This is a genomic window from Burkholderiales bacterium, assembly GCA_013695435.1.
Taxonomy (GTDB): domain Bacteria; phylum Pseudomonadota; class Gammaproteobacteria; order Burkholderiales; family JACMKV01; genus JACMKV01.
This window is the reverse complement of sequence record JACDAM010000026.1, coordinates 1-23,525: the sequence shown is the minus strand read 5'-3', so window position 1 is coordinate 23,525 and position 23,525 is coordinate 1. Positions and strand designations below refer to the sequence as shown.

Annotated in this window: 23 protein-coding genes, 1 tRNA gene and 1 pseudogene; 8 read left to right on the top strand and 17 right to left on the bottom strand. The window is 60.4% G+C overall.

Going from position 1 to position 23,525, the window contains the following annotated elements:
• From H0V78_01395 to H0V78_01370, 6 genes are all read left to right on the top strand, one after another.
• The coding region (locus tag H0V78_01395; GenBank protein ID MBA2350470.1) for a leucine--tRNA ligase at nucleotides 1-1,753 on the top strand (1,753 nt) is incomplete at its 5' end.
• Between the two features lie 9 nt (nucleotides 1,754-1,762).
• Entirely contained in the window at nucleotides 1,763-2,404 is a 642-nt protein-coding gene (locus tag H0V78_01390) for a hypothetical protein (GenBank protein ID MBA2350469.1), read from the top strand.
• Between the two features lie 13 nt (nucleotides 2,405-2,417).
• Nucleotides 2,418-3,446 carry a DNA polymerase III subunit delta gene (locus tag H0V78_01385; protein ID MBA2350468.1) on the top strand — a complete coding sequence of 343 codons (1,029 nt, stop codon included), beginning with the start codon at nucleotides 2,418-2,420 and terminating at the stop codon, nucleotides 3,444-3,446.
• A 61-nt stretch (nucleotides 3,447-3,507) separates the two neighbouring features.
• Nucleotides 3,508-4,764 (top strand): glutamate-5-semialdehyde dehydrogenase, encoded by a 1,257-nt coding sequence (locus H0V78_01380; protein MBA2350467.1) that lies wholly within the window; start codon nucleotides 3,508-3,510, stop codon nucleotides 4,762-4,764.
• Nucleotides 4,765-4,806: 42 nt separating this feature from the next.
• Nucleotides 4,807-6,717, top strand: coding sequence for a dihydrolipoyl dehydrogenase (lpdA, locus tag H0V78_01375; protein ID MBA2350466.1), 1,911 nt, complete (start codon nucleotides 4,807-4,809; stop codon nucleotides 6,715-6,717).
• A gap of 16 nt (nucleotides 6,718-6,733) precedes the next feature.
• Nucleotides 6,734-7,414, top strand: coding sequence for a DUF4197 domain-containing protein (locus H0V78_01370; GenBank protein ID MBA2350465.1), 681 nt, complete (start codon nucleotides 6,734-6,736; stop codon nucleotides 7,412-7,414).
• Between the two features lie 48 nt (nucleotides 7,415-7,462).
• Here H0V78_01370 and H0V78_01365 read toward each other — a convergent pair whose 3' ends face one another.
• Nucleotides 7,463-8,593 carry a glycosyltransferase family 4 protein gene (locus tag H0V78_01365; GenBank protein MBA2350464.1) on the bottom strand — a complete coding sequence of 377 codons (1,131 nt, stop codon included), beginning with the start codon at nucleotides 8,591-8,593 and terminating at the stop codon, nucleotides 7,463-7,465.
• 233 nt (nucleotides 8,594-8,826) lie between these two features.
• Here H0V78_01365 and H0V78_01360 point away from each other — a divergent pair, with 233 nt between their 5' ends.
• Together H0V78_01360 and H0V78_01355 are read left to right on the top strand one after the other, a co-directional pair.
• A complete protein-coding gene (locus tag H0V78_01360) occupies nucleotides 8,827-9,252 on the top strand; it encodes an HIT family protein (GenBank protein MBA2350463.1) in 426 nt (141 codons plus the stop codon).
• Complete coding sequence (locus H0V78_01355; GenBank protein ID MBA2350462.1) at nucleotides 9,253-10,848, top strand: hypothetical protein; 1,596 nt, start codon at nucleotides 9,253-9,255, stop codon at nucleotides 10,846-10,848.
• A 27-nt stretch (nucleotides 10,849-10,875) separates the two neighbouring features.
• On the opposite strand, the gene pyrC is transcribed toward H0V78_01355, so the two are convergent.
• The 16 genes and pseudogenes from pyrC to H0V78_01275 all read right to left on the bottom strand — a co-directional run bounded on the left by pyrC (nucleotide 10,876) and on the right by H0V78_01275 (nucleotide 23,058).
• On the bottom strand, nucleotides 10,876-11,949 hold the full coding sequence (gene pyrC, locus H0V78_01350) for a dihydroorotase (protein ID MBA2350461.1): 1,074 nt from the start codon (nucleotides 11,947-11,949) through the stop codon (nucleotides 10,876-10,878).
• A gap of 210 nt (nucleotides 11,950-12,159) precedes the next feature.
• A tRNA-Lys gene (locus H0V78_01345) sits at nucleotides 12,160-12,235 on the bottom strand.
• Between the two features lie 137 nt (nucleotides 12,236-12,372).
• On the bottom strand, nucleotides 12,373-13,068 hold the full coding sequence (gene queC, locus H0V78_01340) for a 7-cyano-7-deazaguanine synthase QueC (protein ID MBA2350460.1): 696 nt from the start codon (nucleotides 13,066-13,068) through the stop codon (nucleotides 12,373-12,375).
• Nucleotides 13,069-13,157: 89 nt separating this feature from the next.
• Nucleotides 13,158-13,865: a 7-carboxy-7-deazaguanine synthase QueE gene (gene queE, locus H0V78_01335; GenBank protein ID MBA2350459.1), complete on the bottom strand. Its 708-nt coding sequence runs from the start codon at nucleotides 13,863-13,865 to the stop codon at nucleotides 13,158-13,160.
• A 9-nt stretch (nucleotides 13,866-13,874) separates the two neighbouring features.
• A complete protein-coding gene (gene ybgF, locus H0V78_01330; GenBank protein MBA2350458.1) occupies nucleotides 13,875-14,951 on the bottom strand; it encodes a tol-pal system protein YbgF in 1,077 nt (358 codons plus the stop codon).
• Complete coding sequence (gene pal, locus H0V78_01325; protein ID MBA2350457.1) at nucleotides 14,923-15,474, bottom strand: peptidoglycan-associated lipoprotein Pal; 552 nt, start codon at nucleotides 15,472-15,474, stop codon at nucleotides 14,923-14,925. Before pal ends, ybgF begins: the two co-directional genes overlap by 29 nt.
• Nucleotides 15,475-15,487: 13 nt before the next feature.
• The gene (tolB, locus tag H0V78_01320) at nucleotides 15,488-16,798 is read right to left on the bottom strand and encodes a Tol-Pal system protein TolB (protein MBA2350456.1); all 1,311 of its coding nucleotides are present in this window, start codon (nucleotides 16,796-16,798) and stop codon (nucleotides 15,488-15,490) included.
• Between the two features lie 159 nt (nucleotides 16,799-16,957).
• Nucleotides 16,958-18,037 (bottom strand): cell envelope integrity protein TolA, encoded by a 1,080-nt coding sequence (tolA, locus tag H0V78_01315; protein ID MBA2350455.1) that lies wholly within the window; start codon nucleotides 18,035-18,037, stop codon nucleotides 16,958-16,960.
• On the bottom strand, nucleotides 18,034-18,450 hold the full coding sequence (tolR, locus tag H0V78_01310; GenBank protein ID MBA2350454.1) for a protein TolR: 417 nt from the start codon (nucleotides 18,448-18,450) through the stop codon (nucleotides 18,034-18,036). Before tolR ends, tolA begins: the two co-directional genes overlap by 4 nt.
• A 32-nt stretch (nucleotides 18,451-18,482) precedes the next feature.
• On the bottom strand, nucleotides 18,483-19,163 hold the full coding sequence (tolQ, locus tag H0V78_01305; GenBank protein MBA2350453.1) for a protein TolQ: 681 nt from the start codon (nucleotides 19,161-19,163) through the stop codon (nucleotides 18,483-18,485).
• Nucleotides 19,160-19,576: pseudogene (locus tag H0V78_01300) on the bottom strand (YbgC/FadM family acyl-CoA thioesterase). Before H0V78_01300 ends, tolQ begins: the two are co-directional and overlap by 4 nt.
• Before the next feature lie 72 nt (nucleotides 19,577-19,648).
• The gene (gene ruvB / locus H0V78_01295) at nucleotides 19,649-20,686 is read right to left on the bottom strand and encodes a Holliday junction branch migration DNA helicase RuvB (protein ID MBA2350452.1); all 1,038 of its coding nucleotides are present in this window, start codon (nucleotides 20,684-20,686) and stop codon (nucleotides 19,649-19,651) included.
• Nucleotides 20,686-20,886: a hypothetical protein gene (locus H0V78_01290; protein MBA2350451.1), complete on the bottom strand. Its 201-nt coding sequence runs from the start codon at nucleotides 20,884-20,886 to the stop codon at nucleotides 20,686-20,688. Before H0V78_01290 ends, ruvB begins: the two co-directional genes overlap by 1 nt.
• Nucleotides 20,887-20,889: 3 nt before the next feature.
• Complete coding sequence (gene ruvA, locus H0V78_01285) at nucleotides 20,890-21,471, bottom strand: Holliday junction branch migration protein RuvA (protein ID MBA2350450.1); 582 nt, start codon at nucleotides 21,469-21,471, stop codon at nucleotides 20,890-20,892.
• Nucleotides 21,468-22,043, bottom strand: a complete 576-nt coding sequence (gene ruvC, locus H0V78_01280; protein ID MBA2350449.1) for a crossover junction endodeoxyribonuclease RuvC — start codon at nucleotides 22,041-22,043, stop codon at nucleotides 21,468-21,470. Before ruvC ends, ruvA begins: the two co-directional genes overlap by 4 nt.
• A gap of 19 nt (nucleotides 22,044-22,062) precedes the next feature.
• A complete protein-coding gene (locus H0V78_01275; GenBank protein MBA2350448.1) occupies nucleotides 22,063-23,058 on the bottom strand; it encodes a phosphotransferase in 996 nt (331 codons plus the stop codon).
• Between the last annotated feature and the right edge of the window lie 467 nt (nucleotides 23,059-23,525).

Genomic DNA, 23,525 nt, shown 5'->3' with positions numbered 1-23,525 from the left:
GGCGACGGGGCTGTTCGTCGTGCACCCGCTATCCGGCGAAAAGCTTCCAGTGTGGGTCGCGAACTACGTGCTGATGGGCTACGGCGAAGGCGCGGTGATGGCGGTGCCGGCGCACGATAAACGAGATTTCGAGTTCGCAACGGACTTAAAGCATAATTTGCCGGTTAAACAGGTGATTCAGCATCGGCACAAGCACGTTTTCGGTCAAAAGCCAGAGCTGTATGGTAAAGACCATTACACACCATTCACGTCCGGCGAATGGAAAGACTGGTACGACGACAAAAGCATCGGGGAAACGGTCAACTCTGGTGAATTCAACGGACTCGACTTTCAAGAAGCCGTCGATGCGATCGCGTCCGCGCTCGAGAAAAAAGGCCTCGGCAAGAAACGCGTGCAATGCCGTTTGCGTGACTGGGGCATTTCGCGCCAGCGCTACTGGGGTTGCCCGATTCCGTTGATTCATTGCCAGCGTTGCGGCGACGTGCCGGTTCCCGACGATCAATTGCCGGTCGTGCTGCCTGAAAATCTGGTGCCCGACGGCAGCGGCAATCCGCTGCTGAAAACGCCGTCGTTCGTCGATTGCGCGTGCCCGAAATGCGGCGGCGAAGCGCAGCGCGAGACCGATACGATGGACACATTCGTCGATTCTTCGTGGTATTACCTGCGCTTTGCCTGCGCCGATCAGCACGATGCCATGGTCGACCGGCGCGTGAATTACTGGCTGCCGGTCGATCAATACATCGGCGGCATCGAGCACGCGATTTTGCACCTGCTGTATTCGCGTTTCTGGACCAGGGTCATGCGCGACATCGGTCTCATCGAACTCGACGAGCCGTTCCAGAACCTGCTCACGCAGGGCATGGTTCTGAACGACATTTTTTACCGCAGGACGGAAAGCGGGCGCATCACCTATTTCAACCCGACCGAGGTTGAGCTTGTCAGCAACGAGCGCGGCCAGCGCATCGGCGCGACGCTCAAGGCCGACGGTGTGGCGGTCGAATCCGGCGGCATCGGCACCATGTCCAAATCCAGGAACAATGGCGTCGATCCGCAATTCCTGGTCGAGAAATACGGCGCCGATACCGCGCGCCTGTTTATGATGTTTGCATCGCCGCCCGAGCAGACGCTGGAATGGTCGGATAACGCTGTGCAGGGCGCATTCCGTTTCCTGAACCGGGTTTGGGCGTTCGCTCACGATAATGCCGATGCCTGCCGGCTTTACATCATGCACGGATCGAATGAGCGGAAGGAGCTTTCACCGGCGCTGGTGTCGCTGCGCCGAAATCTGCACGCGATCCTGCAACAGGCCAATTACGACTTCGCCAAATTCCAGTTCAACACGGTCGTATCGGCGGCGATGAAAATGCTGAACCTGCTGGAACAGGCGCCCGCAGCGTCTCAGAATCCGCGCGTGAGCGTGATCGGCGAGGGCGCCAGCATCCTGCTGCGCTTGCTTGCGCCGATTACGCCGCATATCGCATCGACGTTGTGGACGGAACTCGGGTTCGCAGCGGACATCATCGATGCGCCATGGCCCGAGGTCGATGAAGCCGCCCTGGTTCAGGACGAAATCGAGCTCGTGCTGCAAGTCAACGGCAAGCTGCGCGGCAATCTGCGCGTCGCGGCAAGCGCCGAACGCGCTGTGATCGAACAGCTTGCGCGCGCCCACGAGCAGGTCGAGAAATTTTCCGAAGGGCGGCCGGTAAAAAAAATCGTCGTCGTACCCGGACGACTGGTGAACGTCGTGGTATGAGGAGGAAGGATGAAGGACGCTGGCGATGAAGCTGGAAGCTTGCTTGATGAAAGCAGATGTCGCAGGGGTGCGCTGCTGCAGGACTTCGCGGCGCCAGGAAGAGATGCGGCAGGGAATGCGATAGGGTGCTTCGCTTTTCTCCGCCTTCGTCCCGCAAACCTCATTCTTTGCTTTTGCCTCGCACTGAGCGCCTGCGGTTTCCAGTTGCGCGGCCAGCAAACCCTGCCATTCGAAACCTTGTACATCGCCGGCGATCCGTCCTCGACCTTCATTGCCGAAATGCAGCGCTTCGTGCGCGGCGGCACCGGCACCGAGATCGTCGACCGGCCCGAGGATGCCGAAGCCATCCTGCAAATCTTCAACGAAGTGCGCGAGAAGACCATCCTTTCTCTGAGCGGAGCGGGACGCGTGCGCGAATTCGAGATTCGTTATCGCGTGCTGTTCAGTCTGCGCGATGCGAAGGAAAACATCCTGATCCCGAACGGCGAAATCGTGCTGGATCGCGATTACACGTTCAACGACACGCAGGTTCTCGCCAAGGAGCAGGAAGAAGCGGCGTTGTTTCGGGATATGCAAACCGATGCCGTGCGCCAGTTGCTGCGCCGATTGCGCGCGGTCGACGGCCCCTCCGCGGCGCCGGGGAAGGGTTAGCGGCGAGCAGATCGTGCGCGTCGATTCCGAACAGTTGCCGCAGCATTTGCAGCGCGGCCTGAAGCCTGTCTACACGGTATATGGCGACGAGATTTTGCTCGCACTCGAGGCCGCCGACCGCATTCGCGCCGAAGCGCGCCGCAACGGATATGGCGAGCGCGAAGTGCTGATCGCTGAAGCGAACTTCAACTGGACGCAACTGGCGGGCTTCGCCGGCAATTTGTCGCTGTTTGCAGCGAAGCGTCTGCTCGAACTTCGCATTCCGTCCGGCAAGCCGGGCGGCGACGGCAGCGAAGCGCTGCAGGTAATCGCGGCAAGGCCGCCGCAAGATGTGCTCACGCTGATTATGCTGCCCAGGCTCGATCGTCAGACGCAGACATCGAAGTGGTTCACCGCTCTGGAACGCGCGGGTGTGGCTGTCGCCGCCGAACCGATCGAGCGCAGTCGTCTGCCGCAATGGATCGCCGGCCGGCTTTCCCTGCAAACGCAGCAGGCGGATTCCGGGACGCTCGCATTCATCGCCGAAAGAGTCGAGGGCAACTTGCTCGCGGCGCACCACGAGGTGCGAAAGCTGGGCTTGCTGTTCCCGCCCGGTCCGCTCGATTCCGAGGCAGTCAAAAACGCGGTGCTCGACGTCGCGCGCTACGACGTCTTCAAGCTCGGTGAGGCGCTGCTCGAAGGCGATGCGGCGCGTCTCGTGCGTTTTCTCGATGGCCTGCGCGGTGAAGGCGTCTCGCCTCCCCTGGTGCTGTGGGCGATGAGCGAAGAAATTCGCGCACTCGCGGGCGTCATGCGCCGCGTCGAAACCGGCCAGGCTGTGGTGGAGGCGCTGCGCGACTGCCGGGTGTGGGGCAAGCGTCAGAGCCTGATGCGCGCTGCGCTACGGCGCATTGGTTTGAACGATGCCGAGGACGCGCTGCTGCACGCGGCCAAAATCGACCGCATGATAAAAGGGCTGCTGGACGGTAACGTCTGGGACGAATTCGCGCGGCTTGCGCTAGGCTCTTTCTGCGGCGCGCCGAGGACGTTGGCGCGCGCCTGAAACCGCGTTTACCGGCGGTCTTTTTGCGGGACTATAATCACTCGTTCTGGAGCACATCTCGATGGATATCCAATCCTACATGCACGGCGTCGGCCGTGCCGCGCGCGAAGCTTCACGCCTCATGGCGCGCGCCGATACCGCAACCAAAAACAAAGCGCTGAACGCGATGGCCGATGCGATCGTGCGCGACGCCGAACGCCTGCTTTCCGCCAATCGCGAGGATATGGAGCGTGCACGCGGCAGCGGCCTCGACGCGGCCATGCTCGACCGCCTTCTGCTCTCGCAAAAAGGAGTCGTCGCGATGGCCGAAGGGTTGCGGCAGATCGCGCAGCTCGCCGATCCGATCGGCGAAATCAGCGGCCTGAATTACCGGCCTTCGGGCATTCAGGTGGGCAAGATGCGCGTGCCGCTCGGGGTGGTCGCGATCATTTACGAATCGCGCCCGAACGTCACCGCCGATGCGGCTGGCTTGTGCCTGAAATCCGGCAACGCGGCGATTCTGCGCGGCGGCTCGGAGGCGATCAAATCCAATCAGGCGATCGCAGTTTGCGTTCATGAAGGTCTGCGGGCGGCTGGGCTGCCGGAAGCCGCGGTGCAAATCGTCGAGACGACCGATCGCGCCGCCGTGGGCGAATTGATCGCCATGCACGACTATGTTGATGTCATCGTGCCGCGCGGCGGCAAGGGGTTGATCGAACGCATAGCGAACGATGCGCGGATTCCCGTCATCAAGCATCTCGACGGCATATGCCACGTTTATATCGACGATCGCGCCGATCTCGACAAGGCAGTGCGCATCGCCGACAACGCCAAAACCCAACGCTACGGCACTTGCAACACGATGGAGACGCTGCTGGTCGCGCAGGACGTTGCCAAGCCGGTGCTGACGCAATTGTGCAGGATATATTTCGACAAAGGCGTGGAGCTGCGCGGCGACGAGGCAGCGCGCAAACTGGTTCCGCAGATGAAAGCGGCAAGCGAGCAAGACTGGTCGACCGAGTATCTGGCGCCGATTCTGAGCGTGCGTGTGGTTTCCGGTCTCGACCAGGCGATAGAGCACATCAACACCTACAGCTCGCGGCACACCGATGCGATTGTCACCGAAGACTATTCGCGCGCGCGCCGCTTTCTGCGCGAAGTCGATTCGAGTTCGGTGATGGTGAATGCGTCTACGCGTTTCGCCGACGGTTTCGAATACGGTCTCGGCGCGGAAATCGGCATCTCGACCGACAAGATCCACGCGCGCGGCCCGGTCGGACTCGAAGGGCTGACGTCGCAGAAATATATCGTGCTCGGCGAGGGTCAGGTGCGTGTCTGATCGGGCGCGAAGCGCGCATCTCCTGATGAGGAATCGCGCATCATGAGCAGGATCGATGTCCTGATGCCGGATATCGGCGATTTCAAGGACATTCCGGTCATCGAGATTCTGGTCAAACCCGGCGACGCGGTGCAGGCCGAAGATTCGCTGATCACCCTGGAATCGGACAAGGCGACCATGGACATCCCGTCGCCGCAAGCCGGTGTGGTCAGCGAATTGCAAGTCAAGGTTGGCGACAGGGTTTCTGAAGGTCGTTTGATTTTGCGGCTGGAGACGACGGGCGACGCGGCTGCCGGCGCGAATCCCCCCACCCCCTCCTTTTCAAAGGGGGGCAGCGCAGAGACTGCCGGTGATTCCGGGGATGTCGCTGCGGGGGCTTCGCCATCGCCAATTGCAAAAACAGAAGATGACGCATCTGCCAGGAACCCGGAAGACGCCGATGCGCCGCATTTACCTCCCTTTGGAAAAAAAGGGCAGGGCGAATTCCAGGAGGCTCGCGAGACTCATGAGGACGGCGATTTCCAAGCCGAAGTGCTCGTCCTCGGCGCCGGCCCCGGCGGCTATACGGCGGCGTTTCGCGCAGCGGATCTCGGCAAGAACGTGGTGCTGGTCGAGCGCCATGCGGCGCTCGGCGGAGTTTGTCTGAATGTCGGCTGCATCCCGTCGAAAGCGCTGTTGCACGTGGCCAAAGTCATCGCCGAAGCGGACGATCTCGGGCATTGCGGGGTCACTTTCAGCAAGCCCGAAATCGATCTCGCTCGTTTGCGCGGATGGAAAAACGGCGTAGTGGCGAAGCTGACCAAGGGCCTCGCCGGACTCGCCGAGCGTCGCAAAGTCCGCGTGTTGCGCGGGGTTGGGCAATTCGCGTCGCCGCATACCCTGCGCGTCGAGACGGCCGAGGGTACGAAAACGGTGCGTTTCGAGCAAGCCGTGATCGCCGCAGGATCGGAGGCGACGCGTCTGCCCAACCTGCCTTACCATGATGCGCGCCTGCTCGATTCGACGAGCGCGCTGGCGCTCGACAGCATTCCGCGCCGCCTGCTGGTCATCGGCGGCGGCATTATCGGGCTCGAGATGGCGTGCTTTTACGATGCGCTTGGCAGCACGATCAGCGTCGTCGAAATGACCGATAGCCTGCTGCCCGGTGTCGATCGCGATCTGGTGAAGCCGCTGCATAAGCGGATCGCCGCACGCTACGAAAATATTCTGCTGAATACGAAAGTGTCTGCAATCGAACCGCAAGACGCGGGCCTCTTGGTGCGCTTCGAAAGCGCGTCCACGCCCGCCGGCTCGGCTCGGGATCCGCAAGTCTTCGATCAGGTATTGCTCGCAATCGGCCGTCGCCCCAACGGCAAGACCATAGCAGCGCAGAAGGCCGGCGTCGCAGTGGACGAACGCGGCTTCATTCGCGTCGATGCGCGGATGCGCAGCAATGTTGCGCACATCTTTGCCATTGGCGATATCGTCGGCGAGCCTATGCTTGCGCACAAGGCGACGCACGAAGGCAAGCTGGCGGCCGAGATCATCTGCGGGCACAAGACGGCTTTCGACGCGCGCGCGATTCCGTCGGTCGCTTATACCGATCCGGAAATCGCCTGGATGGGTTTGTCCGAGACGGCGGCGAAGGCGAATGCCGCTTCGGGAAATAATGAGACATCCTTCGACTCAGCCGTATTTCCATGGGCGGCAAGCGGTCGAGCCCTTGCCCAGGATCGCTCCGAGGGGATGACCAAGCTGCTGTTCGATCGCGGTTCGCGCAAATTGCTGGGCGCAGGCATCGTCGGACCGAATGCCGGCGAGCTAATCGCGGAGACGGTGCTGGCGCTCGAAATGGGAGCCGATATCGAAGATCTGGCGCTGACCATACATCCGCATCCGACCTTGTCGGAAACGATTTTTTTTGCAGCTGAGATCGCGGCCGGCAGCATTACCGATTTGATGCCGCGCAAATAATTTTCCAGGAGAAGCCATGAAAAAAACTCTTGCCGCACTGGTCGGGCTGGTGTTCGTCGCGGTTTCCCATGCCGCCGATCTCGGCAGCTTCACCAATACCGATATGGTTACTGGTCTCAAGGATGCGCTCAACCAGGGCGCGTCCGCCGCTGTCGGCAAGCTTGGCCAGGAAAATGGCTTCCTCGGCGATCCCAAGGTCAAGATTCCGCTGCCCGCTACCTTGCAAAAAGCCGAGAAGGCGATGCGCACTTTCGGCATGGGCAAGCAGGCCGACGAGTTGGTAACGGCGATGAACCGCGCGGCGGAAGCGGCGGTCCCGGAAGCCAAGGCGCTGCTGCTGGATTCTGTCAAGAAAATGAGCGTCGACGATGCCAAAGGCATACTGACCGGCGGCGACAACGCGGCCACCCAGTATTTCCGCAAAACCACGGAAGCGCCGCTGACGACGAAGTTCCTGCCCATCGTCAAGCAGTCGACGCAGAAGGTCGGGCTCGCCGAGCAATACAACGAATTTGCCGCGACCGGGTCCAGGTTCGGCCTGGTTAAAGGCGAAGATGCGAAGCTCGAAAACTACGTGACGCGCAAGGCGCTCGATGGCCTGTATCTGATGATGGCCGAAGAAGAAAAAGCCCTGCGCGCAAATCCTGTCCATGCCGGCAGTGCGCTGGTCAAAAAGCTGTTCAGCGCGCTCAGGTAGACGAAGATGCGGACTTCAAGGGCGCGCGTTTCGCTGGCGCTGCCGCGTTCAGCGCGCCGCGAGCACTTTTTCCGCGGCCTGCCACAAGCGCTGCGCGGTGCTGTCCCACGAAAAGTGCTGTCTTCGTATCCTGCCTTTTTCGATCAACGCGCAGCGCAGCGCAGCGTCGCCAGCGATGCGCTGCATTGCCGCCGCAATCGCTTCGATGGAATCCGGATCGACGAGTAGTGCCGCATCGCCGGCTATCTCGGGCATCGACGTTGCGGCCGAAGTCACTACCGGCACGTCGCAGCTCATCGCTTCCAGAAGCGGTATGCCGAATCCCTCGAAAAAAGGCACGTAGGTCATTGCCAGCGCGGATGCGAAAACGGAGAACAATTCCTGCTGCGCCAGCCGGCCGGTAAAAATCACATCGTCTTTGTGCCGCAGCTGGCCGAATTTGACTTCCGAGGCGGCGTCGCTCCAGTAACTAGCGCCGACGATCAGCAGCTTGAGCGTCGAGCCCGATGCGCTTTTGAATCGATCGAAAGCCTGCACCAGACCGTTGATATTTTTGCGCGGATGCAGCGAACCGACAAAAACGAAGTAGTCGCAGCCCTCCGTGTATCTCGCCTTCACTTCACGCCGCGTCGCTTCGCCGACGGGCTGATAGCCTGTGTTGCAGCCGTTGTACACGACATCGATTTTTTCCGCGGGAATGCCATAGGTTTCGGCAATGTCGGCTTTCGAATAGGCCGAGACCGTGGCGATGCGTGCGGCCTTGCGTGCGTAGCGCGGGAACATGCGGTTGTAATATTGACGGCTAGAAAAAGGCAGATCGGCCGGGCGGTGAGCGAAATTGATATCGTGTATGACTGCGAGCGCGGGCACTTTGCTGTGGATCGGCAGCGCGCCATCGGGGCTGATCAAGAGATCAGGTTTGGCGCGCAGCAGGAACGCGTACAGGGAAACGTCTAACCAGACCCGCGTCAACAGCGGGCGTCCGGCGTGCGGCGGCAACACGACGTGGCGCACATTATCGGAAAAAACGAATTCGGCAGCGGCAGGGCGATCGAACACGAAAGTGAAGTGGTGTTCAAGATGGCCCGCGGTAATGCGCCGCAGGGTTTCATAGGAAAACCAGCCGATCCCGTCGAGCCTGTCCTTCATCATGAGCCGGGTGTTGACTACGATATGCATAAGCCGGGCGCGGTAAGCTTGCTCATCAAGAGCGGTGGAATCGAATGAAAGCGCGAAGACAGAATCAGGGCGCGCAACCAGGGCGTAGGCGCGTGGGAATGATACACGAACACCCTGATTGCTCCGGGCGCCCGCTTCTGCCCCTAAGCATGCTGCCGCTTGTAATGTGATTGGTCCCGCTCATCGGTCGCGGTTGCCCGGGCGACAAGCCATGTCTTACTATCGCCGTGGTTATGGATTGCGAGTTATGTGAATTGAATGGCGGCGAATTGCTGTGGCGAAACCGCTACTGCCGCGTCGTGCAGGTTTCTGACGCCGACTATCCGGGTTTTTGCCGCGTGATCTGGAATTCCCATGTGAAGGAAATGAGCGATTTATCTGCAGACCAGCGCCGCCAGATGATGGACATAGTCTTCGCCGTCGAACAGGCAATCCGGTCGACACTGGCTCCGGACAAGATCAATCTCGCCAGCCTGGGCAACCTGACCCCGCATCTGCACTGGCACGTGATCCCGCGCTATGTCGACGACGCACACTTTCCCTCTCCGGTATGGAGCGATCGTCGCCGCGCGAGTACCCGCGTCGCCTTGCCGGATCTGGCGACTCGCCTGCGCGTTGCCGTGCCAGGCGCAATCTCGCAGACCGGTTGGAGCGACTGAATGCAGACCACGTTGTCGGCCACTGAAGACGGCCTGTTGTTCCATGACGCGCGCAGCTGCAAGCGCTGGCTTTCGGCGTTGGCATTGACCAATGCGCAGCTTGCCCATCGCGAAATCAGTGCGCAGCTCGCAAAGCAGCAGGAAGCGCAGCTTTCGGGGCTCGAACGCCTGAAGATTCTCGAACTGCTGCGTGAGCCTGTCGCATTCGTCCAGGACCAATACCGAAAGATATGGGCGGGCAAAGCGTTTCCGCTGACGAACGCCGAACAGTCTCAGTGGGCCGATGCCCTGGTGCTGTGGCGGCTGATGAGCGGCGCATACCGGCGCTGCCTCAAAGCCTTCGATGACGGCAATCGGGAAATCGCCGAACACGCTCCGCTGATTTGCCAGCGCTGTCTTTACTATCTGGTTCGCCAGGCTGCTGAAATACACAGTGTCTACCGCCAGGTTGATGCGGCGTTCTGGCAGGATCTGCATGAGTTGTATGAATATGCCGAGGAGCAGGGTTTTGCCACGCGCAAGGTACGCGATAAACTGGATCGCGACGACCAGACGAGTACCTGCAGCGCGCGCTATGCGCACGCATTGCTGGCTGATCTGGCCAACCCATATGGGCTCAACCAGAAACAGACGGCGCTGCTCGATCGCTGGCTCGATCGCTGGAGCAAAAAGGTAAGGCTCGTCGCCGCGTACGGCGATGACGACGAAGACCACAAGCTGGCCGTGGATATCGCAGGCCGCAGCGGCGCGCAGCACATCGGCATCGCACCAAGCGGACGCAGCCTGCGTTATCTGAGCGTGAAATCGCTGAGCAAAAGCGTACGCAAGCGCATCGCATTGATGCGCGAAGGACATTCGCCGGCGGAACTCGACCTGGGCGATGACGGCGCCGAGCAGACGATCGCAGCACTTTTGACCATGCTGCACAACCAATGGTGCGGCAGCGGACATACCCGGTCTTTCCCGCGCCGCGAAACGTCCGACCAGGCCGAAGTTTGCACCGGCATCGCGGCCATTCATTACTATGTAGGCGAACGGATTTTCGCGCCGCCTGATCATCCGCGCGGCTATTCGGTCCAGGAGCATCACGATCTGCAGGTGTTCGGCCATATTCGCGGCCAGACCATAGAAGCGCAGGCCGCGCAACTCGGTTTTGCATGCGAGCGCTGGCGCCTGTTCAACGAAAGCGCGGCCGGCTACGGACTGTTTCGTAACGAAGACAGCGCCATGCGCATCGCGCATGATCAATTGATCGCGGTGCGCTCGGCCGGTGTAGGCGCGTTTGCAATCGGCGCGGTTCAATGGCTGCGCCACGACAGCGCCATGCAGTTGCATCTCGGCGTACGTATTCTCGCCGGCGCGCCGCTCGCCGTTGCGATTCGCGCGGATGGCGCAGGGCATCGCTTTACGCAGGCCTTGCTGCTTGCCGAGATTCCGACTATGCACACTCCTGCCAGCCTGCTGCTGCCGCTCGGCATGATGGCGTCAGGACAGACGCTGGAGCTTTACACTGGTCGTTCGATGCGGGTGAGACTGGGCGCCGTGCTGGAAAAAGGCAGCGATTTCGAACGCATCACCCTGGAAGTTATCGCCTGAGTTTTACGTTACTGCCCGAGCCCCTATTCAAGTTCTCCGGCGCTGCATCGCTGAGCCGGGATTTTCAGTCGAAGCGAGCCGCCAGCCTATGCTGCGGCCGGCTCGTAGCGGCGCCAGCGTTTCATCGCCGAACGGCAACTGCCGCGGCACTTCCCAGCTTTCGTCAATCAGCGTAATTTGTTCGGCGTTGCGCGGCAACCGATAAAAATCAGCGCCAAAAAAGCTGGCGAAACCTTCAAGACGGTCCAGCGCGTCAGCCGCTGCGAAAACTTCCGCGTACAGCTCAATCGCGGCGAATGCCGTGTAAATCCCCGCGCAGCCGCAATCAGATTCCTTTGCCCGCAAGCCGTGCGGCGCGCTGTCGCTGCCAAGAAAGAACTTCGGGTTGCCGCTGGTCGCGGCGCGCAGCAAGGCTCGCCGATGCTTCTCGCGTTTCAGTACCGGCAGACAATAGTGATGCGGGCGCAGACCGCCGCTGAACAGCGCGTTTCGATTCAGCAGCAGATGATGCGCGGTGATCGTTGCCGCGACTCCAGAGCGCGCTTGCTCGATGAATTCGACGGCGTCCGCGGTCGTCAGATGCTCGAGCACGACGCGCAATTCTGGATAGCGCCGCAGAAGGGGCGCCAGCACCCGATCGAGAAAAACGCTTTCGCGATCGAAAACATCGACGTCGGGATCATCGACCTCGCCGTGCACGAGCAAAGGCAAATCATGCTGTTCCATCGCGGCAAGCGCCTCGCGGCAATTTTCGATTGCGGCCACGCCGGAAGCCGAATTGGTCGTAGCACCCCGCGGATAGAGCTTGATACCGTGCACGACTCCGCTTCGTTTCGCCTCGCCGATTTCGGCGGCGGATGTCGTGTCGGTCAAATAAAGCGTCATCAGGGGCTCGAACGAAACCCCGCCAGGCAGCGCGGCAAGAATGCGGCTTCGATACGCCAGCGCAAGATCGGTCGTCGTGATCGGCGGCGCCAGATTCGGCATGACAATGGCGCGTGCGAAGCGGGCGGCCGTAGCGGGGAGCACCGAAGCCATTGCCGAGCCATCGCGCAGATGCAGATGCCAGTCGTCCGGACGGGTAATCGTCACGCGGTTCATGGATCACTGATCGTCGCGGTGCGAGCAGGCAGATGGTGAGTCGAACAGTCTACGACCGAATATTCGAGGTTTTTCAGCGATGTTGAAAATCGGAGCGATGACGGATGCGTACGTCAAGCGCAGATGAGTTGAAGAAACACCGACGCTAGGACATTTTGCCAGACAGATCGCTAGACAGCGAGTAACTGAATTCGGTAACTTCTTGATTTTTGGTAGGCCGTGGCGGGCTCGAACCGCCGACCAACGGATTAAAAGTCCGCTGCTCTACCAGCTGAGCTAACGACCCATAAAACGCAAAACGAAGACGCGGATTATACCGCCGGCGTCATGGCCGTTCAATGCGAATGAACTGCGGCGCCCGATGTTTCGGCATTCGCGCCCAGCGGAAATCTCCGGGCCGGTTGCGTCAGCGAGCGGCATGGTTCATTCCACGAGGGACACAATATATCGCGTCGGATCAGCGATAGCGGCAGCGGCGAAGCCGGCGCGGCGCAGTCGGCATGCGTCGCAAATTCCGCAAGCCAGCCCTCGCAAATCGGCCTGGTAGCAAGAAACCGTCTCGCTGAAATCGACACCAAGCGCTAATCCCTGAAGAACGATCTGCGCCTTGGTCAACGCGATGAGAGGGGTGTATATGATCGTCGGGCACCCTTCGACCGCTGCCTTGGTCGCAAGCTTCGCCATCGCCTGGAAGGCGGCGATGAATTCGGGCCGGCAATCGGGATAGCCCGAGTAATCGATTGCGTTGGCGCCGATAAAAATGGCCTCGCTGTGCAAAACTTCGGCCCACGCGAGTGCGAGCGACAAGAAAATCGTGTTGCGAGCCGGCACGTAGGTGAGCGGAATACCGGCAGCAGCACTCTTCTCGGACGCGCTTGGCACCGCAATGGCCGGATCGGTCAGCGCGGAGCCACCAAACATACTCAAATCGAGGCGAGCGAGACGATGCTCATGCGCGCCCAGGCTGCGCGCGATGTTGGCGGCGGCCGTCAGTTCGGCGCGATGCCGTTGACCATAATCGACGCTCAGGGCGAAGCATTGGTAACCGTCGCGGCGTGCGATCGCCAGCGTCACCGCGGAATCGAGCCCGCCCGACAGCAGGACGACGGCTTTTTTCATACCGAACGAAAAGGGATTTTGTATCGGATAGGTAAGACGATTTTTGTCGGCGGGGCGGTTTACGTCCGCGCCTCAGCTCGCAACCGCGATCAAACGCCGCGCTTTTCGCCCCACAGTATCTTGTGCAATTGCAATTGCATGCGAACCGGCAAGCGATCGTGAAGGATCCATTCAGCCAGGGTAGCGGGAGCGAGGGTTTTCCAGACGGGAGCAAATAGCACGGGGCAGATATCGGCAAGCGCGCGCTCACGCAAAATCTGCCTCGCCCATGCGTAGTCCGCCTCATCACTCAATACGAATTTGATCTCGTCATGCCGATTGAGGTGGGCGAGGTTGTCCCAGCGATTTTTTGCACACTCGCCAGAGCCCGGTGTCTTGATGTCGACGATCTTCGAAACCCTGGCGTCCACCGCTGCAATGTCCAGTGCGCCGCTGGTTTCGAGCGATATCGAATAACCTTCATCGCTCAAAACGCGCAACAACGGCAGGCAATTTTTCTGCGCCAGCGGTTCGCCGCCGGTAACCGTTATGAAGTGCGTTTGATGCGAGCGGATTTGTTCAAGAACGGCCGAGATGGGCAGGGTTTCGCCACCATAAAACGCATATTCGGTATCGCACCAGGCGCAGCGTAGCGGGCAACCAGTCAGGCGGATAAAAACCGTCGGCAGACCTGTCCGGCTGGTTTCGCCTTGCAGGGAATGAAAAATTTCGGTGATGCGCAGGGGTAACGACAACAGGGAACGCGCATCGGAATGAAACGCTGCTTCCAGGGGGTGGAATTTTTCCAGCGCCTCCATGCTGCAAGCTTATTTCAGCGAGCTCAGACGGCGTTTGGCTTTTGCGCCGGCCTCGCTCGAGGGATAACTGCCGATTACGTCCTGCAGAGTCGTTTTGGCGGCAGCGGCATCGCCCATCTCCGCTTGCGCATTGGCGATGTTCAACATTGCGTCGGCTGCTTTCTGGCTGCGCGGATAGTTTGCGAGCAGCTTTTTCTGGCTGGCGATGGCGCCCGCGAAATCGCGCTGGGCGAACTGTGCATTGCCGATCCAGTACTGCGCGTTCGGGGCAAGCGGAGAGTTCGGATGCAAGCGCAAAAAATTCTGGAATCCGCCGACGGCGCCCGCGTAATCGCCGCGCTTGAACAGGGCGTACGCGTTGTCATAAACGCTCGCCTCGGACGTCTTTCCCGAATCTGCCGCGGCCCCGTCCGCTGACCGGTCTCCCGCCGCAGTCGGTGAATCGCCGGGCGGCTTGGCGGGCTGCCCAGTCGTGCTGCCAGCACTGCTGGAAGCACGACTGCTATCGGCTACTGCGGCACCCGACGAAAAAGCCAATCCTGCCGCGCCGCTTTTTCCAGAAGAGCTCTTATCAGCGGGCGCATCCCTTCCCGGAGTGGCCGCGTCATCTTCCGAAGGAGGCCCATCGGAACGAGGACTGGACGCCGCTCCGGGCGCTTCCGATCCGCCGCCTGCGGCCTGTTGCTCGAGCCTGCGCAAGCGCGAATCCAGATCGACATAAAAGTCTTTCTGGCGCTTCTGCGCTGCGTCGAGACTATAACCATGGACTTCGGTTTGGCCGCGCAGCTTGCTGATCTCGGCATTCAGCGCATCGATTTGCGTGAGCAGATCGAGCAAGCCCTGACTGCGCAGGATTTCTTCGAGTTTCAGGACGCGCGCTTCGAGCGCCTGTTTCTCGGTTTGCAGCTTGACCAACTGCTTCGCCTGCTCGTTCAGCGCCTGGCGCGCTTCGTCATCGCTGAACAGGGCGGCGGCTGACGGATTGCAAGCCAGCATGCCGAGCGCGCCAAATAACGCGACAGCGATACTGGCGCGCTTGAATATTCTTTCCTGGCTGCTACTCGCCCTGATAAATAATTGCCGCACGGCGATTCTTGGCCCAGGAGGATTCATCGCTGCCGGTCACCGCTGCTTGTTCTTCGCCGTAGCTGACCGTATCGATCTGATTGTCCGATGCGCCAAGCACCGACATCGCCTTTTTCACGCCTTCGGCGCGGCGCTGTCCGAGCGCGAGGTTGTATTCGCGGCTGCCGCGTTCATCGGTATGACCGTGCACGGTCATGCGCGCGCTTCGCTGGTCGGCCAGGTACTTGGCGTGCGCCTGAATCAGCGGGCGAAACTCATCCTTGATCGCCGCGCTGTCGAATTCGTAATAAATGGTGCGTTTGGAGAGGGGGCTGTTTGGATCTTTCAACGCATTCGCGCCGAGCGCACGGGAATCGAGCTTATCCTGCTCTGACGGCTGCGTTTGACTGGCGCCTGGATCGGTTGCCCCTTGCGTTGCAGCAGTGCGATCGTCGATCGGCGCTTTTGGTTCTTCTTTGACATCCTGGCTTGCGCAGGCGCCAAGCATACCCACGAGCAGCGTGCTGACTAGCAGATTCTTCATGCCTCTGTCTCCTTTACTTATTTCTTAAAAACGGTCCCCATGCAGGTTCCCGTACATCGCCCGATTCGATCGTCAGCCGCTGCTTGACGCGACCGTCGCTCGAAACCGCCGCCAATATACCACGCCCATTTACTTCTGAGGCATAGAGCAGAATCTTTCCATTTGGCGCGAAGCTTGGCGACTCGTCGAGACGCGTTTCCGTCAGGAGTTGCGACTGCCGGCTGGTCAAATCCTGGACAGCGATGTTGAAGCGACCCTCGTTGCGCTGAACAAAGGCAAAGCTGCGGCCATCCGGGCTGAAATGCGGGGAAACATTGTAGTTGCCCTCGAACGTCAGCCGTTCGGCCGGGCCGCCGCCGGCCGGCATCCGGTAAATCTGCGGGCTGCCACCGCGATCGGATGTGAAGATAATACTGCGCCCGTCAGGTGACCAGGAAGGCTCGGTATCGATTCCCGAACTGCTGGTCAGGCGCTGCAAGCCGCTGCCATCCGGATCGATGGAATAGAGTTGCGAGTTGCCGTCCTTGGTCAAGACGATCGCCAGCTTTCTGCCGTCGGGAGACCACGACGGTGCGCTATTGATGCCCTTGAAATTGGCGAGTACCGAACGCTTCCCGGTCAATAGCGACTGCAGGAAAATAATCGGCTTCTTGCGCTCGAACGATACGTATGCGAGCCGCGTGCCGTCGGGCGACCACGAAGCGGATATCAGTGGTTCATTGGAGGTGACGACCGTCTCCGCACCGAAGCCGTCGGCGTCGGCCACCTGCAGGCGATATTTGCCGTCTTGCTTGGAAACGTAGGCTATCTTGGTGCTGAATACGCCCTGATCGCCGGTCAACTTTTCGTAAATCACGTCGGCGATGCGATGCGCGGTCAGGCGCGCCTGCGTCGGCGGGATCGTGTAAGTAAAGGCCGCGAGCTGGTTGTGCTTCAACGCATCCATCAAGTGGAATCGCACCTCGAACTTGCCGTCGCCCCTCGGACTAACACCGCCGATCACAACCGCATCGGCGCCGCGCCCTTGCCATTCCTGGAAGTTGATGTCCTGCGGTTGCGCGGGCAACGGCGTGACACCGGAAACAGGCACTGTCTTGAACAGCCCGCTGCGCAGCAAATCCGCGGCGACGACTTCGGTGATACTTTGCGGCAGGGCTTGTTCGCCAGCGAAAGGCACGATGGCAACGGGTATTTGGGTGACACCCCCGCCGACGATCTCGATGGTGAGTTGCGCGCGCGCCGTGAGCGGCGCCAGCGCAAGCGTGAATAACAGCAGCGCCTGCAACAGCGCACGGGTGGAGAAACTGGAAACAGTATTAGTCATGGCTGAATTAATGTTAGTAGACATCAGAATGGTTCGGTATTGCCATCGCCGTCGTTTCATTCGTGGGCAAGCGCGGCGCCTGGACAGCCTGTTGAGATCGAATCGTTTGAATCCGCTGTATCGGAGACGTTCCAGACCGGGCGCCCGTGCCGATCATCCTCAATTCTCGGGTCTGAAAACCAGCGTAAATTCACGGAAGTTGCTCGCGAACAACAGTGGATCCGAGGGCAGCGGCAGAGGTTGCGCTTTGTAGATGCCGCGCTCTACCGCATTGTCGAATGCCGGATTGCCGCTGCTTTTTCGCAGTCGAACATTCAAAACCTCGCCGCTCGGGAGCAGCGTTACCGTGAACTCGGCTTGCGGCGTCCCGACCAGATCGGGCGGATAGGTTGTGTACCGGCGGATTTGGCTGCGGATGCGGCCGATATATTCATCGATGAGCCGCTTTTGCGCAGCGGCTGCCTGCGTTGCCCGCTCGCGCTCTTGCTGCACGCGCGCAGCTTCGGCCGTCTCGCGCGCTTCGCGGGCCTTGCGCTCCTGTTCTTCCTTCAGCCTTTTTTGTTCCTGCGCGAGCGCCAGTTGCCGCTTTTCTTCTTCGGCTTTGCGTTTGACTTCGGCTTCAGCCTTGCGCTCCGCTTCCGCTTTGCGCTTGACCTCGGCTAATTTTTCCGCTTCCTCCTTGCGCTTCAACTCGGCTTGTTTTTTCGCCTCGGCCTGGCGTTTCAGTTCTGCCTGCTTTTCGAACTCATCCTTGCGCCGTTTCTCGACGGCGATACGCTCCTTCTCTTTTCGCTCTATCTCGATCTTTTCGAGGCGCGCCTGCTCCGCCTTTTCCTTCAGCAGGATTTCCGCCTCCGTCGGCTCGGGCTTGGGCGCAGGCTTAGGCTCGGGGGGCGGAGTGGGTTCGGGTTCAGGGACTGGTTCGGGCTCGGGTGGAGGCGGCGGGTCGGGCTCGGGCGCAGGCTCGGGCTCGGGCTTCGGTTCCGGCACAGGTTCGGGTTTGGGCTGCGGTTTCACCTGTACCACCGGTTCGGGTTTTGGGATCGGCTTGGGCGCGGGCAGCTCGGTCCAGAGATCGACGACGGTGGCGTCAGGTTGTTCGCTTTGCCAGCGCACGCCGAATACGAGCAGGCCAATGAAAACCACGTGCATCAATACCGCCATGACCCCGGCGGCGAATTTGCCGGGCTCCCGCCGGGCGGCGCGGCTGCGCGCCCGCCTTACCGCTTCGTCCTTCAACCCGACCTCGGCTTGGCCAGCAATCCAACCTTTTTCACCTGGTTTTGCTGCAACAAATCCATGACTTTCAAGACTTCCTCATATCGGACGTCCTTATCGGCGGCAATCACGACCGGCTGCTCCGGGTTTTGCTGCTGCTTGGCCTTGATTGCCTGCACCAGTTCCTGCTGGCTGATCGCGCGTTCGACTTGTGCCTGCGAACGATCGCGCAACAGCAAAGTTTGATCGGCCTTGATGCCGACTTCGAGCGGCGCGATCGGCGCGCTCAACGATTTCCCGATCTCCGGCAATTCGATCTGGCCGGGATTGATGAGGGGCGCTGTGACCATGAAGATCACCAGCAGCACAAGCATCACGTCGATATACGGCACGACATTGATCTCGTTCATCAGGCGTCGGGAATGGCGCGGCATGGACTGGCCTTTTTGTAAACTGACGACGGCGCTTATACGTGCGGCTGGCGCTGTAGAATATTCGAAAACTCTTCCATGAAACTTTCAAAACGTATCGACAGGCGATCGATGTCATGGGTAAAGCGGTTATACGCAATGACCGCCGGAATCGCCGCGAACAAGCCCATCGCGGTCGCGATCAGGGCTTCGGCGATGCCTGGCGCGACATGGGCGAGGGTCGCCTGAACCACGTTCGACAGACCGCGGAAGGCATTCATAATTCCCCAGACCGTCCCGAACAGACCGACGTACGGGCTGACCGAGCCGACCGTCGCGAGGAACGACAAATGCGATTCCAGCACGTCCATTTCACGCTGAAACGTCGCTCGCATCGCGCGCCGGGTGCCGTCGAGAACAGGCCCGGCGTCGATAGCCGGCTGGCGTTTCAGCTTCACGAATTCGCGGAACCCGGCCTCGAAAATTTTCTCCATGCTGCCTGATTGATGGCGGCTGCTGGTGGCACGCTGATAGAGCGCGTTCAAATCGCCGCCGCTCCAGAATTCCCTCTCGAACGAATCGGTCACACGTTTTTCGCGGCGGATCGCAAACATCTTGCGGAAAATGAACCACCACGACATCAGCGACACCAGCAGCAGCAGCGCCATCACCAGTTGCACGAGCAGGCTGGCGTTGAAAACCAGGCTGAGCAAAGAGAGGTCTTGACCGATATTCATGAAAAGTTTTCCAGCTTGCGCCGCAAAATGTATGGCATTGCGACTGGTTTTAAAGGATCGCCACCGCTGCCAGTGGTAACAGCGACAACCTTGACGGTGGCGTTCGTCAGGATTTGACTGCCGCGCAAAACCTGCTGGGCAAAGACGAGGAAACAGCGCCCGCTTTTTGCCACCTCGACGGTGGTCTCCAAGCTGTCGTGCAGTCGCGCCGGATTCAGATATTCGAGGGCCGCCGAACGCACGATAAACCGCATATTGTGGCGCAGAAGCGCGGCGTGATCAAAACCCATCGCAAACAGCCACTCGGTGCGCGCGCGTTCCATGAACCGCAACTAGTTCGCGTGGTAGACCACCCCGGCGGCATCGGTATCTTCGTAGTAAACCCTGACCGGCCACGAAAAGTTACCGGGCATCGATCATCGCACGCGTCGCTCCGCTGCGACGACCGGAGGGCGCCGCAGTTTTTCGCCGGTGCTTATCCGGCATTATTCGCGCCACAGTTCGCCGCTGGTTCCGCTTGCCGGCAAGGCCAAACCGAAATGACGGTAGACCGCTGCTGTGGCCATGCGCCCGCGCGGCGTGCGTTTCAGATAACCTTGCTGGATCAGATAAGGTTCCAGCACGTCTTCGATCGTGTCGCGCTCCTCGCTGATCGCGGCAGCGAGATTGTCCACGCCGACCGGACCGCCATCGAATTTCTCGATCATCGCGAGCAGGTATTTGCGGTCCATGATGTCGAGCCCGAGAACATCGACATCGAGCATCACGAGCGCAGCATCGGCAACCTCGCGCGTCACGCGTCCGTCTGCTTTCACTTCTGCGTAATCGCGGACGCGGCGCAGCAGCCGGTTGGCGATGCGCGGCGTGCCGCGCGAACGGCGCGCGATTTCGAACGCGCCATCGTCCGCGATCTCGACGTTCAGCAAACGCGCCGAGCGCATGACGATCCGCGCCAGCTCGGCGGGCGCGTAAAATTCCAGCCGGGCAACGATGCCGAAGCGATCGCGCAGCGGGTTGGTCAGCATGCCTGCGCGGGTGGTCGCACCAACCAGCGTGAACGCCGGCAGATCGAGCTTGACCGAGCGCGCGCCCGGGCCTTCGCCGATCATGATGTCGATCTGGAAATCCTCGAGCGCCGGATACAGGATTTCCTCGACGATAGGACTGAGCCGGTGTATCTCGTCGATGAACAAGAGATCGTTCGGTTCGAGATTGGTCAGGATCGCGGCCAGATCGCCGGCGCGCTCGAGCACCGGACCCGAAGTGTGGCGCAGGTTGACGCCCATTTCACGCGCGATGATGTGTGCGAGCGTCGTTTTGCCTAGGCCTGGCGGCCCGAACAACAGCACGTGATCGAGCGCTTCGCGGCGCTTCCTGGCGGCGTCGATGAATATCTGCAACTGTTCGCGGATTTTTTCCTGGCCGATGTATTCGGCAAGGTGCTTCGGCCGCAATGCACGCTCGAACGCTTCTTCGCCTGGTGAAAGCGGTGTTGCAGTAATCAGGCGATCGGTTTCGATCATCAACTGTTCGAATTCACGTAAAGTCCCGCCAAAGCGAAGGCGAGACTCAGAATGCCGCCCAGGATGAACTGGCGGCGCAGCAGCGCGAGCCGCTCGGGAGGCAGTTTGCGGTAATACTCGAGATTGAATGTCAGCTTGTAGACGATCACCATCAGCAGCACAAAGCCGAGGATGCCGATCAGTAACAGGTTGGACTCCACGGATTACCCCCTGGACAGTAATTTCAGGGCCTGACGGATGCCTTCGCCGACCGCCAAATCCGCAGGCAATTGCTTTTGCGCCCAGGTGATTTCCCGGTCATTGTAGCCCAGAGCCAACAGCGCGTTCCCGACGTCGCCTCCGGCGGCCGGGCGGGCGGCGGCCCCCACGACGCCTTCCGCCGTAAACGCAAGTTTGTCGCGCAGTTCAAGCAGCAGGCGCTCGGCTGTTTTCTTGCCGATGCCGGGGATTTTGACGAGGCGTGCGCTGTCCTGGACTGCGACCGCATGCTGGAGTTCGCCAACGGTCAAGCCGCTCAGCACCGAAAGCGCGGTGCGCGCCCCGACGCCTGCGACCTTCAGCAATTGGCGGAATGCGCTGCGCTCATCTTCGGTCGCGAAGCCGAACAACAAATGCGCGTCTTCGCGCACCGTCAGATGCGTATGCAGCGCGCAGCGCTCGCCGGTCGCCGGCAGCTGATAGAACGTGCTCATCGGCACATCGATTTCATAGCCGATGCCCTGCACATCGAGCAAGACTTGCGGCGGTTTCTTGTCGACCAACACGCCGGTGATCCTGCCGATCATGTGCCGATCCCGCGCGCGCGTCTGCCTGCTGCCTGGATCAAACGTCCGCCACGGACGCGATAACCGGAAATCGCCGATCCGCCGAATCCCGCATTGGACATGCCTGCGCCCAGGCCGCCGTGCGCATGGCAAATCGCGCACGCCAGGCCATCCGCCGAATCGGCGGCAGGCAGCCCGCTCAACTTCAACAAACGGCGCACCATTTCCTGCACCTGTTCCTTGCTGGCGTGGCCATTGCCGACCACCGCCTGCTTGACTTGCAGCGCCGTGTATTCAGCCACCGGCAAATCGTTTGAAATCGCCGCGCAGATCGCGGTGCCGCGCGCCTGGCCGAGCAGCAGCGTCGATTGCGGATTCACGTTGACGAACACTTTTTCAACCGATACCTGCTCGGGATGGAAGCTGGCGATGATTTCGCAAAGACCATCGAGGATGGCTTTCAGCCGATACGGCAATTCGCCGCGCGGCACCTTGATGCAGCCGCTCGTCACATAACTGAGCTGCTGGCCGGCCTGATCGAGCACGCCGAATCCAGTCACATTCAGGCCGGGATCGATGCCGAGGATGCGCATGCCGGGCTCCCTCGTCGAATCAGAAGGTGTAGCCGACCCGCGACGCGCCGCGGTCTTCGAGTTCGTCGATCAACCTCAACAGCGGCGCAAGCTCGCGATAGCGTCCACACGCCTTGCGCAAATAACTTGCGACCAGCGGCATGTCTTTCAGATAGGCGCTTTTCCCGTCGCGATGAAAAAGGCGGGCGAAGATGCCTAGCACTTTCAGATGGCGCTGCACACCCATCCATTCGAAATCACGATAGAAAACCGCGAAATCGGCCGCGACCGGAAGGCCGGTGCGGCGCGCTTTTTCCCAATAGCGCACGCTCCAGTCGAGAACCTGCTCTTCGTCCCATGCGATATAGGCGTCTTTCAGCAGCGAAACGAGATCGTAGGTGATCGGGCCGTACACCGCGTCCTGAAAATCGAGAATACCGGGATTGGGCGTGGTCATCATCAGGTTGCGCGAATGGTAATCGCGGTGAACAAAAACCTTCGGCTGCGCCAGGTTGTTGCGCATGATTACCGCGAAACTGGCTTCCAGGGCAGAACTCTGCGCTGCGCTCAGCGTTTTCTGCAGATGCTTCGGCAGGTACCAGTCGCGGAACAAGCGCATTTCGCGAAGCAGCAGCGCTTCGTCGTAACCCGCCAACACGCCTTCGCGGCTGATCGATTGAATCCGGATCAGGGCGTCGATCGCATCGAGATACAGGGCATCAGGCGCATCGGAAGCGAGGACTTCGAGATAAGTCGCGTGGCCGAGATCGGTCAGCAGGAGGAAGCCCTGTTCGAGATCGTGCGCCAGCACGCGCGGTACATTTACGCCGGCTTCGGCAAATAACTGCGCGACGCGGATGAACGGCCTGCAATCCTCTAGTTTCGGGGGCGCGTCCATCGCGATCAGCGCGCGGTCGGCAAAACTCGCGCGGAAATAGCGGCGAAAACTGGCATCGGCAGAAGCCGGCGCAAGTTCGAAGCCCTGGTTCGGAAACTGGCCGGCGACCCAGCCGTGCAGCAGCTCTAGACGTTCCACAGATTTGCCGGACGAAGCGGGCTATGGAGCGATGCAGCGGGGCGGATCGCTGAAGCAGCGCCGACTAACGAAGGCCGGCGCAAGCCGCTTTCGACCCCGCAGAGATAAAAAATACAACACTTACCATGAAATATCGTTGGCATATTTGCGATGCGCTGATTACAGCTTCCCTAGCCCTGAATTTTATGCGATTTTAGCACCTAAGGAACCACTGATTAAGTCCTACGCGGTCGCGACGGGGCTTTGCGGGATGGGATGCGCGAAGCGCGGCGCAGCGAATGGTCGAACCCTTCGCAAGCCGCGCGACAAAGCAGACCGCCCGCAAAGCCCCGTCCCGGAGGGTTTCGACGATACTGGGCCGTCTGCGTCGCCGCGCAGCTTGCCCGTAGTCCGGCTACTGATGCTGCACTGCGCGTCTAGCAGCCAGCCCATTCTCGTCGAAACGCGATCCGCGCGGGACTTAATCA